The 16,475-nt window shown below is 64.4% G+C and carries 15 protein-coding genes and 2 pseudogenes; 1 reads left to right on the top strand and 16 read right to left on the bottom strand.

Annotated features, from left to right (window positions below; translation table 11 throughout):
- Positions 1-6: 6 nt before the first annotated feature.
- The 14 genes from trbJ to JZ00_RS12175 all read right to left on the bottom strand — a co-directional run bounded on the left by trbJ (position 7) and on the right by JZ00_RS12175 (position 11,975).
- Positions 7-750 carry a P-type conjugative transfer protein TrbJ gene (gene trbJ / locus JZ00_RS12240; RefSeq protein WP_023110638.1) on the bottom strand — a complete coding sequence of 248 codons (744 nt, stop codon included), beginning with the start codon at positions 748-750 and terminating at the stop codon, positions 7-9.
- The gene (gene trbE, locus JZ00_RS12235) at positions 747-3,197 is read right to left on the bottom strand and encodes a conjugal transfer protein TrbE (protein ID WP_023110639.1); all 2,451 of its coding nucleotides are present in this window, start codon (positions 3,195-3,197) and stop codon (positions 747-749) included. Before trbE ends, trbJ begins: the two co-directional genes overlap by 4 nt.
- Before the next feature lie 12 nt (positions 3,198-3,209).
- Complete coding sequence (locus JZ00_RS12230; RefSeq protein ID WP_023110640.1) at positions 3,210-3,479, bottom strand: VirB3 family type IV secretion system protein; 270 nt, start codon at positions 3,477-3,479, stop codon at positions 3,210-3,212.
- Positions 3,476-3,868 (bottom strand): TrbC/VirB2 family type IV secretion system protein, encoded by a 393-nt coding sequence (locus JZ00_RS12225; protein WP_023110641.1) that lies wholly within the window; start codon positions 3,866-3,868, stop codon positions 3,476-3,478. Before JZ00_RS12225 ends, JZ00_RS12230 begins: the two co-directional genes overlap by 4 nt.
- Entirely contained in the window at positions 3,865-4,911 is a 1,047-nt protein-coding gene (gene trbB, locus JZ00_RS12220; protein WP_023110642.1) for a P-type conjugative transfer ATPase TrbB, read from the bottom strand. Before trbB ends, JZ00_RS12225 begins: the two co-directional genes overlap by 4 nt.
- Positions 4,908-5,384: a hypothetical protein gene (locus JZ00_RS12215; RefSeq protein WP_023110643.1), complete on the bottom strand. Its 477-nt coding sequence runs from the start codon at positions 5,382-5,384 to the stop codon at positions 4,908-4,910. Before JZ00_RS12215 ends, trbB begins: the two co-directional genes overlap by 4 nt.
- Complete coding sequence (locus JZ00_RS12210; RefSeq protein ID WP_023110644.1) at positions 5,381-7,381, bottom strand: conjugal transfer protein TraG; 2,001 nt, start codon at positions 7,379-7,381, stop codon at positions 5,381-5,383. Before JZ00_RS12210 ends, JZ00_RS12215 begins: the two co-directional genes overlap by 4 nt.
- 235 nt (positions 7,382-7,616) lie before the next feature.
- Positions 7,617-7,880, bottom strand: a complete 264-nt coding sequence (locus JZ00_RS12205; protein WP_023110645.1) for an EexN family lipoprotein — start codon at positions 7,878-7,880, stop codon at positions 7,617-7,619.
- On the bottom strand, positions 7,877-8,821 hold the full coding sequence (locus JZ00_RS12200; RefSeq protein WP_023110646.1) for a LysR family transcriptional regulator: 945 nt from the start codon (positions 8,819-8,821) through the stop codon (positions 7,877-7,879). Before JZ00_RS12200 ends, JZ00_RS12205 begins: the two co-directional genes overlap by 4 nt.
- Before the next feature lie 136 nt (positions 8,822-8,957).
- Positions 8,958-9,407 carry a hypothetical protein gene (locus tag JZ00_RS12195; RefSeq protein WP_023110647.1) on the bottom strand — a complete coding sequence of 150 codons (450 nt, stop codon included), beginning with the start codon at positions 9,405-9,407 and terminating at the stop codon, positions 8,958-8,960.
- Positions 9,408-9,437: 30 nt separating this feature from the next.
- A complete protein-coding gene (locus tag JZ00_RS12190) occupies positions 9,438-9,719 on the bottom strand; it encodes a hypothetical protein (RefSeq protein ID WP_023110648.1) in 282 nt (93 codons plus the stop codon).
- Positions 9,720-9,828: 109 nt separating this feature from the next.
- On the bottom strand, positions 9,829-10,536 hold the full coding sequence (locus tag JZ00_RS12185; RefSeq protein WP_039589787.1) for a hypothetical protein: 708 nt from the start codon (positions 10,534-10,536) through the stop codon (positions 9,829-9,831).
- A gap of 48 nt (positions 10,537-10,584) precedes the next feature.
- A complete protein-coding gene (locus tag JZ00_RS12180) occupies positions 10,585-11,193 on the bottom strand; it encodes a GumC domain-containing protein (RefSeq protein ID WP_039589790.1) in 609 nt (202 codons plus the stop codon).
- Positions 11,194-11,237: 44 nt separating this feature from the next.
- Positions 11,238-11,975: a CerR family C-terminal domain-containing protein gene (locus tag JZ00_RS12175; protein WP_235433077.1), complete on the bottom strand. Its 738-nt coding sequence runs from the start codon at positions 11,973-11,975 to the stop codon at positions 11,238-11,240.
- Positions 11,976-12,056: 81 nt separating this feature from the next.
- Between JZ00_RS12175 and JZ00_RS31485 the strand changes: the two are divergent.
- A pseudogene (locus JZ00_RS31485) lies at positions 12,057-12,293 on the top strand (transposase); the annotation flags it as partial.
- A gap of 1,359 nt (positions 12,294-13,652) precedes the next feature.
- Here JZ00_RS31485 and JZ00_RS31480 read toward each other — a convergent pair.
- Both JZ00_RS31480 and JZ00_RS12165 read right to left on the bottom strand, forming a co-directional pair.
- A pseudogene (locus JZ00_RS31480) lies at positions 13,653-14,729 on the bottom strand (MGDG synthase family glycosyltransferase); the annotation flags it as partial.
- A complete protein-coding gene (locus JZ00_RS12165; RefSeq protein WP_039589792.1) occupies positions 14,726-16,471 on the bottom strand; it encodes an ABC1 kinase family protein in 1,746 nt (581 codons plus the stop codon). The pseudogene JZ00_RS31480 and the gene JZ00_RS12165, both read right to left, overlap by 4 nt.
- Between the last annotated feature and the right edge of the window lie 4 nt (positions 16,472-16,475).

Here is a 16,475-nt window from a genome sequence, read left to right as displayed (position 1 = left end):
CTCCTGTCAGTTGTTGTAGAAGTTGACGGACTGCGGCGTGTACGGCGTGCCGGTGCCGAGGAAGCGCCGCCGCACTTCGCGGGCGCGCTCGGTGGCCGCCGCCTGCCGCGCCAGTTCCAGCGAGGCCGCCCGGTCTTGCGTGATCTGGAGCTGCTGGGCCTGGATGGACTGCTTGGCCTGCAAGGCGAGAAGCTGGTTCGTCGCCTGCATGGCTTGCAGCGCGCCGGTGGCCGACTGGCTCTGGCTCACGAGGTCGGCCAGTGCGCTTTCGTCTTGGGCCAGGTTCTGCGACACCTGCGCCTGCATCCGCATCGCGGTGTGCAGGCCGTTCAAGGTGTTCTTCCAACGCTCTTGCGCGTCGCGTAGCATCTGGTCGCCGCTCACCGTCGCTGCGTACTGCTCCGGGTACAGCCGGGCGAAGGTGGCATCCATGCTCTGCACGTCGTAGGCCAGGCCGCGTGCCTCGGTGATCAGGCGCTCGGTAGTCGCCAGTGTCGAGCGCAGGCGATTGACGATGTTGAAGTCGAGATTCGCTAAGTTGCGCGCTTGGTTCATCAACATCTGCGCTTCGTTCTGGAGCTGATTAATCTGGTTGTTGATCTGCTCCAGTGTGCGCACGGCGGTCAGCGTGTTCTGCACGAAGTTGGACGGGTCGAACACCGTCAGTGCGGATGCAGGCTGTGAGGCCAACAGCGACACCGACAGCACGGTGGCGAGCGAGGCAGACAGCAAACGGTGCTTGGTATTCATGGTGAAACCTCCAGTGGTGGGGAGTTGAGGAAAGAAGCCGCCGCCGGTGAGGACGGCAGCAGGTCGGCGGCCCAATCGAGGCCGCGATGGCGCAGCCACGCGCCGGCGAAGCCGGGAGCGCCGGCCTGCGTCAGCACGCGGTCGATGTCGCGTTGGTCTTGTGGTGTAGATGCGCCCGCAAAAGCGAGCGCGGCCGGCCCCAGGTCGAGGTCGAACAGGCGATTGCCCAGGCGCGATTGGTAGTAGTAATCGCGCTTGGGCTGCGCGGTAGCGACGATCTCGATTTGCCGACTGTTGAGGCCGAAGCCCTCGTAGATCGTGCGAATCTGAGGCTCTGTCGCCTGAGGGTTAGGGAGAAAAATCCGACTGGCGCAGCTTTCGATGATCGCGGGCGCGATGGTCGAGTCCTTGATGTCGGCCAGCGATTGCGTGGCGAAGATCACCGACACGTTTTTCTTGCGCAGCGTCTTGAGCCATTGCCGGATGCGCGCCGCGAAAGACGGCTCATCGAGGAACAACCAGGCTTCATCGAGGATCAGCAGCGTGGGCGCACCGTCGAAGCGCTCATCGAAGCGGGCGAACAGGTAGCGCAGCACCGCTTGCACGGCGGCGGGGCTGTGCATCAGTTCTTCCATCTCGAAGCCCTGCACGGCGGCCATGCCCAGCCGGTCGCGGTCGGCGTCCAGCAGCTTGCCGTGCGCGCCACCCAGTACATACGGCGACAGAGCCTGCCGCAGCGCGTTGGATTGCAGCAGCACGGAAAACCCGGTCAGCGTGCGTTGCTCCACCGGCGCACCGGCCAGGCTCCCCAGCGCCGACCAGATCGCCGCCTTCTCGTCCGGGCCGACGGTGACGCCTTCATGCAGAAGACGGCCTTCCACCCATTCGGCCGCCCAGGTGCGGTAGCCCTCGCCGTCGATGCGGGCGAGCGGCTGGAAGGCAATGCCGCCATCGGCTCCGAGATCGTAGTGCTCGCCGCCCAAGCCGAGAATGGTGGCTCGCATCGAGCGCCCCATGTCGAATGCGAAGATGCGCGAGCCGAAGTAGCGGCGGAACTGCATCGCCAAAATGGCGAGCAGTACCGACTTGCCCATGCCGGTCGGGCCAGCGACCAGCGTGTGGCCCACGTCGCCGATGTGCGTCACCAGCCGGAACGGCGTCGCGCCATCGGTGCGGGTGACGATCAGCGGCGGGCCGCCCAGGTGGTCGTTCTTCTCCGGCCCGGCCCATACCGCCGACAGCGGCATCATGTGCGCCAGGTTCAGCGTCGAGACGATGGGCTGGCGCACATTCGCATAGGCATTGCCGGGAATGGACGACAGCCAGGCATCGACCGCGTTCAAGGTTTCGGGGATGGTGACGAAGCCCCGGCCCTGGATGACGCGCTCCACCATGCGCAGCTTTTCATCGGCAGCGGCCGGGTCGGCGTCGAGCACCGTCACCGTGGCGGTGAGGTAGCCGAAGGCGACTTGATCGCTGCCCAGCTCCTGCAAGGCGGCATCGGCATCGGCCGCTTTGTTGCTGGCGTCGGTATCGACCAGCGGGCTTTCCTGCTGGAAGATGGTTTCGCGCAGCAGCGCCACCACGTTCTTGCGCTTGGCGAACCACTGGCGGCGCAGGCGGCCCAACTCCTTTTCCGCCTCGGCTTTGTCCATGCAGACAAAGCGCGTACTCCAGCGGTAGCCAAAGCCCAGGCGGTTGAGGTCGTCCAGCAGGCCCGGCCAGGTGGAAGTCGGAAAGCCCCGTACCGACACCACCCGCAGGTGCTGGTCGCCCAGCGTCGGCGCGAGGCCGCCGACCAGAGCGGAATCGGCCAGCAGCGCGTCGATATGGAACGGCACTTCCGGCACGCTCACGCGGTAGCGCCGCGTGGACACCGTGGCGTGCAGGTAGGTCAGCGTTTCAGCGTCATCGAGCCAGGCGATTTCCGGCATCACACCATCGAGCAGGTCAAAGACCCGATCCGTTTCCGCCACGAAGGCATCGAGCCGGCCGCGCCAGTCCACGCCGTCGCTGGGCGTGTTCTCGTAAAGTAGCTTGGCGGCGCGGGCGCGGGATTCCTCCGGCGGCAGGTAGGCCAGCGTCAGGTGATAGCCGCTCTCGAAGTGATGGCCCGATTCCTCGAACGCGGCACGGCGTTCTTCCTCCACCAGCCACGACAGTGGTTCGGGGAAGTCGGAACGCGGATAGTCGGCGGCGGGACGGCGCTCGGCCTCGATGAACAGTGCCCAGCCCGAACCCAGCCTGCGAAGCGCGTTGTTGAGCCGGGCCGAGGTGGCGATCAGTTCGCCTTGCGTGGCGCTGTCCAAGTCCGGTCCGCGAAAGCGCGCCGTGCGCTGGAAAGCGCCATCCTTGTTCAAGATGACGCCCGGCGCGATCAGCCCGGCCCAGGGAAGCCAGTCGGCCAGCAGCGCGGGCCGCTGGCGGTATTCGGCAAGGTTCAGCATGGCGGCATCCCCCTACACGTCCAGCAGCGGCTTGTGCTTGATGTGCCGGGCAAACACGACCATGAACTGCGGATCGACGCGCGCGCCCCACACCGCCAGCGAATGGCCGACGATCCAGAGCACCACGCCAGGAATCCAGAGTTGCAGGCCCAGTCCGACGGCGGCGGCCAGCGTGCCGTTCGCAATGGCGACCGTTCGCGGCGCACCGCCCATGAGGATCGGTTCGGTCAGCGAGCGATGCAGCGGCACCTCGAAGCCCGGAAGATCGTTGGCCGTACTCATACGACAGCCCCGCCGGAGAAGCTGAAGAAGCTCAAGAAGAACGAGGACGCAGCGAAGGCGATGGACAGGCCGAACACAATCTGGATCAGCTTGCGGAAGCCGCCCGACGTATCGCCGAAGGCGAGCGCGAGGCCCGTGGCGATGATGATGATGACCGCGACGATGCGCGCCACCGGCCCCTGAATCGACTCCAGAATGGATTGCAGCGGCCCTTCCCAGGGCATCGAGGAACCGGCGGCCTGTGCCGTGCCAGCCAGCAACAGCAGCAGCGCGGCCAGCAGCAGACCTTGCCCCGCCGGGTGGGCTAGGCTGCGCAGCCGCGCAAGGCTGGACAGGCGGGGAAGCGGATTTACGGAAAAGCGGAAAGCGTGAGCGTGCATCTGCGTCATGGCAGTTCTCCAGGTTGGTCAGGGGACGGAGAAGAAAGCGGCGGCAACTCGGGAAACGGCGTTTCCAGCGCGTCCGCCAGGCGATAGCCCATGCCGTCGAAGCCGACGACGCGGGCAATGCTTCCGACGCGGCGCTTGCGGCCACGTCCGGCGATGTGGATGACGACGTTGACCGCCTCGGCGATCAGCGCACGCGGCGGGTTCACCGCGACTTCGAGAATCAACTGTTCGAGGCGCAGCAATGCGCCCAGCGCGGAACCAGCGTGGATGGTGGCGATGCCGCCGGGGTGTCCCGTTCCCCACACTTTGATGAGGTCGAGGGCTTCGCCGCCGCGTACTTCGCCGACGATCACGCGGTCGGGGCGCAAGCGCATCGTGGCGCGCACCAGCTCGGTCATCGACACGACGCCGGCGCGGGTGCGCAGCGGTACATGGTCGCGGGCCGCGCATTGCAGCTCGATGGTGTCTTCGAGCACCAGCACGCGGTCGCCCGTGGCGGCGATCTCGGCCAGCAGCGCATTCGCCAGCGTGGTCTTGCCGCTGCTCGTGGCTCCGGCGATCAAGATATTCTGGCGCTCGCGCACGGCGCGGCGCAGGAAGTCCGCTTGGCTTGCGGTCAGGATGCCGTCGCTGACGTAGCGATCCAAGCCGATGATGCTCACGGCCCGCTTGCGCAGCGCGAAGGCCGGGCCAGGCGCGGCCGGCGGCAAGATGCCCTCGAACCGCTCGCCGGTTTCGGGTAACTCGGCGGTCAAGAGCGGTTGGCCGCGATGCACTTCCGCGCCGACGTGCGCGGCCACCAGGCGAATGATGCGTTCGCCATCGGCTTCGGGCAGTTCGACGCCCAGCGGCGTGCGGCCAGACGACAACCGATCCACCCATAGGGTGCGGTCGGGGTTGAGCATGATTTCCACCACGTCCGGGTCTTCCAGCGCGGCGGCGATCAGCGGCCCCATTGCCGTGCGCAGCATCTGGATGCGGCGATCCAGCGAGGTCGCGGCCGATGAACGGGGTTCGGGCGGGATCTGCGGGACGGCGCTCATGAGGCACGCTCCGCAGCACGTTCATGGGCTTCGGCCTGCGCCGCCGCGTCATCCATCCGCATTGGGTCGGGGTGCAGTTCCTCCACCACATCGCGCACCAGGCTGCGCCCGCGCAGCAGGTGGCGGCCCAACTGTTCAACGAACTGCTCGAAACGGGCCTTGCCCTGCGCGCGGGCCGCGTCCTGATGCGCTTCGGGCACCGGCGTGCTGACCGTCAGGAAGTAGCGCACGAACAGCGCCAGCGTTTCGATCTGGATGTTCTGGTCGCGCTCCAGTCGATCGGCCTGCCGCGACAGGCGATCCAGCCGCTTGGCGATGGCCGCCTCGCGCTGGTCGCCCGCGTCCGGCGACAGCCAGGACGCCAGCGCCGCCGCGACGATGGACGACTTGGACACGCCTTTCTTGGCGGCCAGTTCTTCCAGCCGCTTGGCGTGCTCGTGCTGGATGAACAGATTGAGGCGGTATTGGCTCATAGGTCGATTCCGTCGTTGGGGTCGAGGGAAGCCAGCCGGGCCGTGCGCTGCATGGCCGGGTCGAGCTGGCCGGGAAGCGGTAGCGGCAGGTCGTCGTCGTCATCGAGCAGCCCCAGGTCATTGCCTGCGGACAGCGGTTCGGGGCTGTATTCGGTAACTTCGGATAGCTCCGGCTGGCGGCGCGGGCCGCCGTCATCGGTGCCGCCCAGGTCGTCGGCGGATGCTGTGGCCGGCGCGGCGGGTACGGCCGGGATCGCCAGCCCGCTCCAGTCGTCGGGCCGCGATGGCGGCACGTCGGCGTACTGCCCGGTCGCCAGCGCGGGCGGCGGCAGCACACGGCGCTTGAAATTGGCGTCGGTGTAGTAGCGCAGCTTCTTCGCCTTGATCGGCGCGACGCTGGACACCATCACCACGGACTCATCCGGCGGAAGCTGCATCACTTCGCCGGGCGTCAGCAGCGGGCGCGCGGTTTCCTGCCGCGACACCATCAGATGCCCGAGCCACGGCGCGAGCCGGTGGCCCGCATAGTTGCGCTGCGCGCGCAGTTCGGTGGCGGTGCCGAGTGTTTCGGAAATCCTTTTCGCCGTGCGTTCGTCGTTCGTGGCGAACGTCACGCGGACGTGGCAGTTATCCAGAATCGAATGGTTCTGGCCGTAGGCTTTGTCGATCTGGTTGAGCGACTGAGCGATGAGGAAGCTACGGATGCCGTAGCCAGCCATGAAGGCCAGCGCGGACTCGAAGAAGTCGAGCCGGCCCAGCGCTGGAAATTCATCGAGCATCAGCAGCAGCTTGTGGCGGCGCTGGATGCCGTCGCTGCCGTCGAGCGATTCCGTCAAGCGCCTGCCGATCTGGTTCAGGATGAGCCGGATCAGCGGCTTGGTGCGACTGATGTCGGACGGCGGCACCACCAGATAAAGCGATACCGGGTGCTCGGTGGAAATCAGGTCGGCGATGCGCCAGTCGCAGCGCGACGTGACTTCGGCCACCGTAGGGTCGCGGTACAGGCCGAGGAACGACATGGCGGTGGAAAGGACGCCCGACCGCTCGTTGTCCGACTTGTTGAGCACTTCGCGCGCAGCGGACGCGACAACCTGGTGCGGTGTATCGCCCAAGTGCTTCGTCGTCATCATCCGGTGCAACGTCAGCTCGAACGGGCAAGCCGGGTCACTGAGGAAGTTGGCGACGCCGCGCAGCGTCTTGTCTTCGCCTGCGTAGAGCACATGCAGGATCGCGCCGACCAGCAGCGCGTGCGAAGTCTTTTCCCAATGGTTGCGGCGTTCGAGCGCGCCGTCGGGATCGACCAGAATATCGGCCACGTTCTGCACGTCGCGCACTTCATGCGCGCCGCGCCGCACTTCCAGCAACGGGTTGTAGGCCGCCGACTTCGCATCGGTCGGGTTGAACAGCAGGCAATGACTAAACCGCGAACGCCAGCCGGCGGTGAGCGTCCAGTTCTCGCCTTTGATGTCGTGGACTACGACGGACGCGGGCCAGCTCAACAAAGTGGGCACCACCAGTCCCACGCCCTTGCCGCTGCGAGTGGGCGCGAAGGTCAGGACGTGTTCCGGGCCTTCGTGCCGGAGGTACTGCCCGCGATGCAGGCCGAGGAAAACGCCGGCCGGCTGAGTCAGCCCGGCTTTGCGAACGTCATCCGCATCGGCCCAGCGTGCCGAACCGTAGGTAGTGACCAGGCGCGACTGCCGCGAGCGCCACACCGACATGGCGATGGCGACCACCACGGCTACCAGGCCGCTGCCGCCTGCAATCGCGCCACCTATGTCGAAGACGTGCGGCGCGTAGGCATCGAAGAAGAACCACCACTCGAACAGCCGCCAGGGGTGATAGACCGGCGTTCCAAAGAAGTCGAACCACGGCGAGCCAAGGCGTAGTTGATAGCCCAGGGCGGCGGCTGTCCATTGCGTTGCACTCCACACACCGGCGATCACGATGCCGAAGACGGCGGCGATCTGCCCGAACAGCACGCCCTGAGCTTGCATTCACTGGCCTCCGATTTCCCCTGCGCTGATTCCTCGTCAGAAAGCGGCACAAGGACGTGCCGCATAGCGCGAGGATCAGTGCCGAGTCAGTGCCGGTCAAAGACCGTTATCGGAAGCAAGATGATGAAAAAAACAAGGTTTCAGGCTGCGAAGAAACCAATAAAAACGCCGCAGGCGCGAGCGCGCTGCGGCGTGTTTGCAAAGAAGGGCAGGATTTATTGCAGAGAACTGACGATCAGAACTTCGGTGGCGTTTCCGATGGTGTGTAGGGCGTCTTTCCGTCGCCGTAGAACCGCTTGCGCGTGGCCTCGGCAACGCGATTGCACAACACGTCGCCAAGCATTACGCGGTCGGTCTTGCATTGCTGGCGCAACTCCTTCAGCCGCGACGGATCGGCGGCCAACTCATCCACGGTCGGCACGTTGGCCTGCTTGGGGGCCTCAGACGGGCCACAAGCGGTTAGCAGCACGACCAGCAGGAACAGGATGGATTTCTTCATAGGTCGGTTTCCTCCTGGAGATCAGGTTCAGGTGGTAGAGCGGACCTCATGCCTTCGGACAAATCGATGGCTTGCACCCGCTCGATGAATCGGGACAGCACTTCCGAAATCTCGCCTTCGCGCCGCAGCAGGTAGGTCAGCAGCATGGGCGAACGTCCCGCCAAGGGTCGAGCTACTACGCCGGGCTCCCGGCTTGCCGCGATGTGCGGGCCGCCTGCCAGTCCCAAGGCGAAGCCGGCTGAAACCACCACCATCATCAGCTCGAACGAGGCGACGCGCTCGACGATCAGCGGTTCCCGGTCAGAGCGGCGCAGAACACGCTCGACTTGTCGCGCGAGGCCCTCGCACGCCTGCGGGTCGCATAGCACGAGAGGAAAGTGCAGCACTTCATCCAGTGGAATTCGCTTGTGCTTCAGTAGATGGTGCCGCGCCGGCACCGCCACCATCAGCGGGTCGCTCCACACTGCGTCAGCCGCGATGCCATCGCCCACTTCATCGGACTGTGCAAAGCCCACGTCATACAGATCGTCTTGCAACCCCTTGATCTGCTGTGACAGCGGCACTTGGAACAATCGAATCTCAACCTCGGGTTCCTCCTGCCGACACATCGCCAGCAAGGTCGGCAAGCGTGAGGGCGTGATGCCATCGGACAGCGCAATGCGCAATTGGCCGTGGAAGCCACTGGCTGCCGCCTTCACGCTGTCGCGGGCCTGCTGCAAGGCGGAGAACACACGCGGCACGTGCTCCAGAAACAGTCTGCCGGCCCGCGTCAGACGTGTGCTGCGGCTAGTACGGACGAACAACTGCTCGCCCAGGTCTTCTTCCAGTTCCTTGATGGTGCGCGATAGCGGCGACTGCTCGATGTGCAGCCGCTCGGCCGCACGGGCGAAGTGGAGTTCTTCGGCCACGGCCAGAAAGCAGCGCAAGTGACGAAGTTCCATGTGTCCCCTTCCTCACTGGGTGGCTGGCAAATCCTTGCCGTGATAACTGAGTTCCGCGTTGGCACAGATCTACGTCTCGCGGTGCGTTCTTCTTGTGAGTACTCACCGGCACAGCCGGTCGGTTGCGCCCCGTTCTTTAAGGCTTTCGAGAAGCCAGGAGCTTGCGAAGCGCGCCCAGCATGCCAACGCCAAGAGTCAAGCTGCTGCCAAGATTCTCGATGCGGTGGCCGGCTGCGGTGGCCAGTTGCACGATGCCTTGCGTATCGGCCGTGACTGTTTCAAGCGCGGCGGCCTCCATTTCGGCAAGTGCCTCCAGTTCAGGGGAATGTGGCTCATGCAAGGTGTAACCCAGCAAAATGAGCGCCGCCACCAAGTAAAGGGTAGCGATTGCCAGTGTTGCCCCGAGATCACCGAGAGGAGCTTTGATGGCCAGGAACAGCGCATAAGTCGCCAGCCCGGAGGTGGCGATGAACGCCGCGATAGCCAGTGCGGCGGTGATACTGCGCCGAATGAGCTGTCGAAGCAGGACTTGGCGGCGCAGCAATGCTATGCGGCCGTAGAGTTTTGCAGAGTTGAGAGTCGACATAGGAGACCTTTCAAGGAAAGCACAAATCGGTTATCGAGCCTGGTAACCGATGACGACGCCCGCAGCCAGGCCGATGCCAAGCGCGGCCAGCGCCGTCAAGCGCGGGTGCCTATTCAGATCGTCCGCAAACTCGTCAAGGGTTTCGTTTACAGCTTTCAAGAAAGCGTCGGCATCGTGTAATTGAGAACGTGCTTCGCTGACGCAGCTCACTTCTTCGGTGGGGGGCGGGGCTTCATCTTGCGGCTTCGTCCGTTGGCGAGCTTGCTCGGCGATCTCTACGCCAAGGGCTTTGATTTCACTTGTCAGATTCATCGCCTTTCCCCTTCAATAGAATTTTCCGGCTGTCACCTTCCCATGCATCTGCACATGCGCCAGAGACGAGAATGCGCAGGACATGCCTGCGTCTCCGGCATTAGGGAAATTACTTTTTGGCCTCGTCGATGGACTGGCGGATAGACGCATAGGTCTCAGAGAAAAGCCGCTGGGCTTCCCCATAGCTCTTTTTCGTGGTCTCCCATACCTCGGCCGAGGCTTTTGAGACCCGGGCCTTGGTCTCCTCCACGTCTGCATTCAGTGCAGCAATACGCCCCTCAATGGCTGCGCGCTGATCTGCCGCGAGCTTGGCCGTGTCGGCACGCAATCCAGCAAGCGCTTTCTGCTGCGCCTCAAGTTCCGCCTCCAGTACGGCGCGCCGCGTAGCGATGCTGGCCTTGCTTTCTTCAAGATACTTGTCTCGGGCGGCCTGGAAGGCGGCCCAATCGTTGTCGAGCGCCTGACGTGCTTCGGCGACCTGGGCATCGCTCCAGTTCTTTGCGTTGGCTGCGGCATCTTGAGCCCGGCGGCGATAGGCATCCCGCTGCTTGCGCAGGTCCGCCAACGCCGCATCGGCCTTGGTACGCGCCTCGCCCTGGAGCCTGCTGGCGTCTTTTTCCAGGGCAGCAATGTTGGCATCAAGCTGGGCCAGCCGGTCCTGCGACCACGCCAGTGCTTGGTGAACCCTTGAGGGCTTCTTCTGTGTGGCGGCTGAATCGGCCTGTGCTTCTGCATTCTGTGCCAGGGCGGGAGGAGCCGACAGCAATGCTGCCTGGGCAGCCAGCGCCAAGGCGATCGTGGAAAAGCGAAGTTTCATGATGATTTCTCCGGATGAGCCAAAAATTAAGCGATGTGGCGCCTACGTTCAAAGAACCTTGGAAAAGGTGTCCTTGATCTTCTGAACCGTGACATCGCGAGCGGCCTTGGCATTGGTGAACCCCTGCTTCACGGCACGCCAGGACTCATCGCCGGCGTCCTTGACCTCGCCGATGCGCGCCTGGAACTTGTCGGCCGCGGCGGAAAGGTGATCGAACGCGGCATCGAGTTCGCCGCGGGCCTTCTCGACGGCATCAGCCGCCTGGCCACGCAAATCCTTCAGGGAGTCTTGCCACGCTTGCCGCTGTGCGCGGGCACGGACGACGACGATGCTGCGCACGGTTTTCACCTGATCGCCGGTGGTGGCGACAAACTGCTGGAGGGCGGACTCGACCTCGATCCATTCGGCTTCGAGCTTGTCCTGAATTTCGCCCGCTTCCTGCTTCACGGTATCTGCCTGTGCACGCAGCGCATCGTAGTACTGCTGCAGCTTCGCGCGGGACTCCGCGAGGCGTGCGCGGGCTGCGTCGGCTTGCTTGCGGGAATCCTCCTTGATGTCGGTGGCCAATTTTTCGACCTCGGAGAGAATGGCATCGGTCTCATCGAGGCGCTGCTTCGCCCATGCGACGGTCTGGTGTGCGTAGGATTGGAGAGTCATGGTGCATTTCCTTTCAATTGAGAGGGGTTGGTGGAATCAGGGAATCAGGTGGGGCCTGTTTTTCGGTCCGCGCCGTCACCAGCCGGCCGAACAGCAAGAAAGCCGCTTCGGCACAGATCGCGGACCATGTCCGTGATTTGCCCGACGGCCTGGGTCTGAATGCTTTTCCAGTCCATGCCACGGAGCATCACGCCGCGCAGAAACCTGAAACTGAAGATCGCCGTCATGATGGCGTTGACGCGCAGCCGCAGTGCCTCGTCATCGGAAGATCGGCCGCTGAACTGGCTGGCGGCATGCACTAGACGCTCCTGCAGCGGCGCGATCGCGCGTCCGTGAATCAGGGCGAAGGCGTCGTCGTTGTCGTAAGCGCAGCGGGCCACGAATGCCGTCCAGGCATGGGGCTCGGCTTCCTCCAGCATGGTGTGGAGCAGTTGGATCAGTGCGAGTTCGAAGCGAGCGGAAAGCTCGACGTTCGACGTATCGTCAAGCAAGGCTGCGGCTTCCACGAAGCGATTGGCCGCATATTCGGCGATCATGTCCGCTGCGGCCAGATAGAGTTCCTTCTTGCTGCCAAAATGGTAGGGAATGGCCGACAGCGTGGTTTTAGCCGCTTGGGACAAGGCGCGTGTGGTTGCCCCCTCGTAGCCAACAGCAGCGACAACGTCAATCGTCGCTTCGATCAACTGCGATCGGGTCTTGGCACTGCGCGCCTCGTGGCCGCTGGTTGTCTCTGCATGATTGCGCATACATCCTCCGGCTGTTCCGGTAAAAATATAGTTCATACGAACGATCTTTGCAATGGTAATGGAACGGCGAGAAATCGGGTGTACTCATTTGCAGGGTTTGGCAACTGTCATGGAGGTCTCAAGCCGATGACGGACGTCGCCTGGTTGATCCGAATTTACTTTGAGGGCATCGTCACCTGGACCCAGCCCCGCAAGACCAATGGCCTCCTGGAAGTCCTGAATGGGCGCTTCCAGGTGGCCGAGCGCCGAGCGCGTGGCTGGACCAGCTTCGAGGGGATGCGCACCGTGCTCTTTCGCATCGCCGGTAGGCTTGACTTCGCCCGGATCAACCCGCATGCCGCTGAACCCACTTGACCCCTTGCCGCGAGGATGCGCCCGCGCGCTGGCGCGAGCGGGCGCCACCATCCTGTGCCACCACGCGTGCAGCAGCGCCCACGCAGTACGGGCGGGCACGCGTTCACGCTCCAGCGCCGACTCGAACGCCCGAAGCCGCGCAAGGTATGCCCGCACGTGGCGCGACTCCAGGCGCTGCGGGTCGATCCGCCCATAGTTCTCCACGAGTTGGGTGAACAACGTGCGCAGGCGGTCGGCGCGATGACGCAGATCATCCTCGGCATGCTCGGTGGCCAGTCGGGCGAGTTCGAGCCCGCGGTCGACGAGGCGGTGGTATGCCTGTGCGGCGGGGGACCTCCCCAAGCGCTCGATCCGCTTGAGCGGCAGTTTCGCGTATACCGCGAGCAGGCGCCGCAGATCGGCGAGGATGGCCTGCTCCAGCGCCAAGTGGGGACGGCCGGTCAAGGAGCGATCCGCAAATCCCGAAGCTGACCAGCAGGCCCGCAGGTCCTCCACATAGAGTCGCCGGTCCCCAAAGTAACCGGTGACCTGCCGGGTCGTCGCCTGTTCGAGCGCATCCCCCGGCGCATCGCTCAGGACGCGCGCCATCGAGCGCAATGGCTGCCCGAACGACAGCGGGAAACGGGAGAAACGATAGCTTGCCTGGGTTCCAGGCATTAACCGGTAGGCGACCAGTTCTTCCCGCAAGGAAGGGGCTTCCTCGAAGCGCGCCCGCATCCGCTCGAACAGGTCCAACGGCATGCTCGGTAAGCCCGCCCAGTCGTACAGGGAACGGTCGCCGTAGCCACCGGCGGCGAGAATTCGCGCAACCACGTCGGCGCAATTGAGATCGCTCCTGTTCCAGCGCAGGCTTCCGTCCCGGAATCCGTTCTCGATGCGGTGTGCCTCGGCCACCATGGCCGCACGACGCTCGGCGGGAATGCCTTGGACCCGCAACCCGAGCGTCTCACGGCCATAAGCCATGCCGTAGGTGTTGGTATGGACCTGCGAACGGGACGGGCGATTGATGCCGTACAGGTAGTCTGCCAGGCTTACGTGCTGCAGGAAGTTCCGATCGACGGACGGGTCCGCGATGTAGTTCGCGCTGTAGACGATGCCGTTGATGCGGATGGCAAGATGCCCAAATGGATTTTCGAGGACGACCCGTTGCGGCGTTTGCGAGGTGGCGTAGGACAACAGCAGTTCGACCTCTGCCGGCGCTTCGGAATCCAGTTGCGCCAGCGCTTGGTCGATCCCCTGGACGGGGGCTCCGTTTTCGACGCCGTAGTCGGGCAAGGGCCGGGCCGGCCTGAAGCCATCGTCCAGCGCAAATCGGACGATGCTCGCGATGTCGATGCTTTGCCGGAATTTTCGCTGGGCACGCAGCATCGCCTCCCGCAGGGCGGGGTCGGAGAGCAACTCCATCGCGAACCTCCCGGCATCGTCGGCGGAAACCGCGAACCTGGCCAGACCCTGGCGCTGGAACAGGGCTGCATTTTCGCGTTCGTGGCCGCTGATCACATCGAGCAGCACAGTCGGCACTCCGAGTGCAAAAGCCTCTGCTGGCGTCATCCCGCCCGCCTTGGTGACCAGGATGTCGGCGGCGGCCATGCAGGACGCCATGTCACTGCGCGGCAGCAGCCCCAGAGGCTTCAGTGTCACCCTCTGCGGCAATTTTTCCTGCAGTTCGGCGAGCGCCTCGTACTGCCTCGAATTCGTGCCGCACACCGCGATGATCTGCAAGCAGCCCGGGCAGTGGCGAACGACGCTGTCAATCACCCCCGGATAGTTCCCCGCCCCTTCCTTGCCGCCGCTCAGCAGCAGTGTCGCTACGTCCACCGACAGCCCCAGCTCCTCGAGCGTGATGCGGCGGGCGTCTGCGGATGTCGCCGGAGGCCGCACCGGCATGCCGCTGGTGACGACCTTCCCGGCCGCAACCCCCGCCGCCAGCCAGCGTCGTTCGAGTTCCGGATGCGCGACGAAGGTGCGGTCGATCCGCTTGGAGATGCGCGGGAAATAGCCCTCGAAGAAATCCGTGTGCAGCCAGCCGATTCTCGGGTCGGACAACAGCCCTTTCTCCCGCAAGGTTCCCAACACCTGGGCCGCCCCGTAATGGGTGGCGAGAACAGCATCCGGTCGCTGCGCGGCCAAGTAGGCCAATACGCGTTCTTCCGGATAATCGTTGGGCAGCGTCGACAGCGAGAGGGCACGGCTGCCGCGCGTCTGCATCGCACGGAACAGACTCTCGAAGCACTCCGGCAGATTGCTGGCGGCGAACCAGTACAGGCGCTCGTCGACCCGCCGCCACACCGGATGCATGAACGTGCGGATGTCCTGCAGCAGCACCTGGGTCGCCGGAGATTGCCGCCGTATCTCGTCCTGAATGGATTGAGCGGCACTGATGTGTCCGTATCCGATGGAGGAATAGAAGATGACGACCTTCCCGATGCTGCTCATCGTCCTCTCCCGCTGCGCAGAATGGAAAGCAGAAGCCATAGGCTGCCGGCCACCGCGCCAAGGAATCCGAGAAGGCCGAAAACCGGTAACCCCAGAAGCGTCGGTCCTCCCGACACGGTCATGACGATGGACGAGCCGACGATGAGCGCGGCGACGACGATCCCGATCACCAGGCGGTTGGCGGCATTGTCGAGTTGATCGCCGACCCGTCTCAGATGGGTGACGTCGATGTGTACTTCCAGACGGCCACGGCGGGCGGCTCGCAGCAGCCTGGAGATGTCCTGGGGCAAGCCAGCCAGCAACGAGAAGATGTCACCGGCCGCCCGCCGCCCCCGTCTGAGCAGCGCTGCCGGGGAGTAGCGCACGTGCATGGCACGCTCCAGCAGCGGCAGTGCCTGGTTGGCCATGTCGAAGCCGGGATCGAGTTCGCGGCCCAAGCCTTCCAGTGTGACGAAGGCTTTTACCAGCAGGGACAGGTCGTTAGGCAGGACGAGGTGATGCTGGCGCGGAATCGCCACGAGGTCGGACAACATTGCACTCAAGCGCAGTTGCTTCAGCGGCACGCCGTGGTAGCGATCAATGAAAGACTGGATTTCCAACAATAGATCCTGCTCATTTGCCACGCCGTCGCTCGTCCATTCGAGCATGACGTCGACGACGCCGCCGGCGTCGTTCCTCACCAGCCCCAGCAGCAGGCGGATCAACTGGTCGCGGCGTTCCTCCGCCAGCCTGCCAACCATGCCGAAGTCGATGAAGGCGATTCGATTGCCCGGCAAATAGAACACGTTGCCCGGATGGGGGTCAGCGTGAAACACCCCGTCCTCGACGATCATCTTCAGTACCGCATTGGCGCCACGCCGTGCGAGCACCTTGCGGTCCAGGCCAGCCTGATCTACGGCCTGAAGCCTGCGCCCGGAAATACCGCCAATGAATTCCTGTACGCAGACCCGCTCGCCGGTCCACTGCCAATACACGCGGGGAATGACGATGATGGGAGGTGCGCCATCCGCGTCCGGCTTCTCCTCGCCCGGGACGGCAGGAGGAGAATCCTGATCGGTATAGCCGGTGAAGTTCTCGGCGATGCGTTCGGCATTGCGGCATTCACCGGCGAAATCGAGTTCATTGCGCAGCGACTGGGCGAACTGGCGCACCATCTCGCGCGGATGCAGGACGCGCCATTCCGCGCTCTCCGTCTCGGCGAGTTCGGCCAGGCGCGCAAGCCAGCGCAGATCGGCTTCCAGAATGGGCCGAATGCCGGGCCTGCGCACCTTGACCACGACTTCGCCGCCATCTTCGAGACGCGCCCGATGCACCTGCGCAATGGAAGCGGCCGCCAGAGGCTCGGGATCGAAGGCCGCGAAGATTTCCTCGGGTGGCGCGCCGAGGTCTTCGCTGAGCTGCTGATGTACGGCTGCCCAGGGAGCGGGCGGCGCGCTGTCCTGCAACTTCCCGAATTCGGCGGTCCACTCGGGTTCGAGTAGATCGACTCGGGTAGCGAGCACCTGGCCGAGCTTGACGAAAGTCGGCCCCATTTCCTCCAGCGCCCGCCGCACGCGCTCGGGGGGCGTCATGTGGGCGAAGTCTGCCGCTTCGTTCCAGTGCAGTGCCGTCCCCGCCCGCTCCAGGGCGTTGGACAGCCCCATCCGGCGCACCATGTCGCCAAACCCGTAGCGGATCAGGATCGAGGCGATTTCGTGCAAACGCCGTAGATCACGCATCGCGGTCAGTGCCTGCCAGAACATTGCG

The organism is Pseudomonas frederiksbergensis (assembly GCF_000802155.2).
Classification (GTDB): domain Bacteria; phylum Pseudomonadota; class Gammaproteobacteria; order Pseudomonadales; family Pseudomonadaceae; genus Aquipseudomonas; species Aquipseudomonas frederiksbergensis_A.
This window is presented reverse-complemented; position numbering and strand designations above follow the sequence as displayed.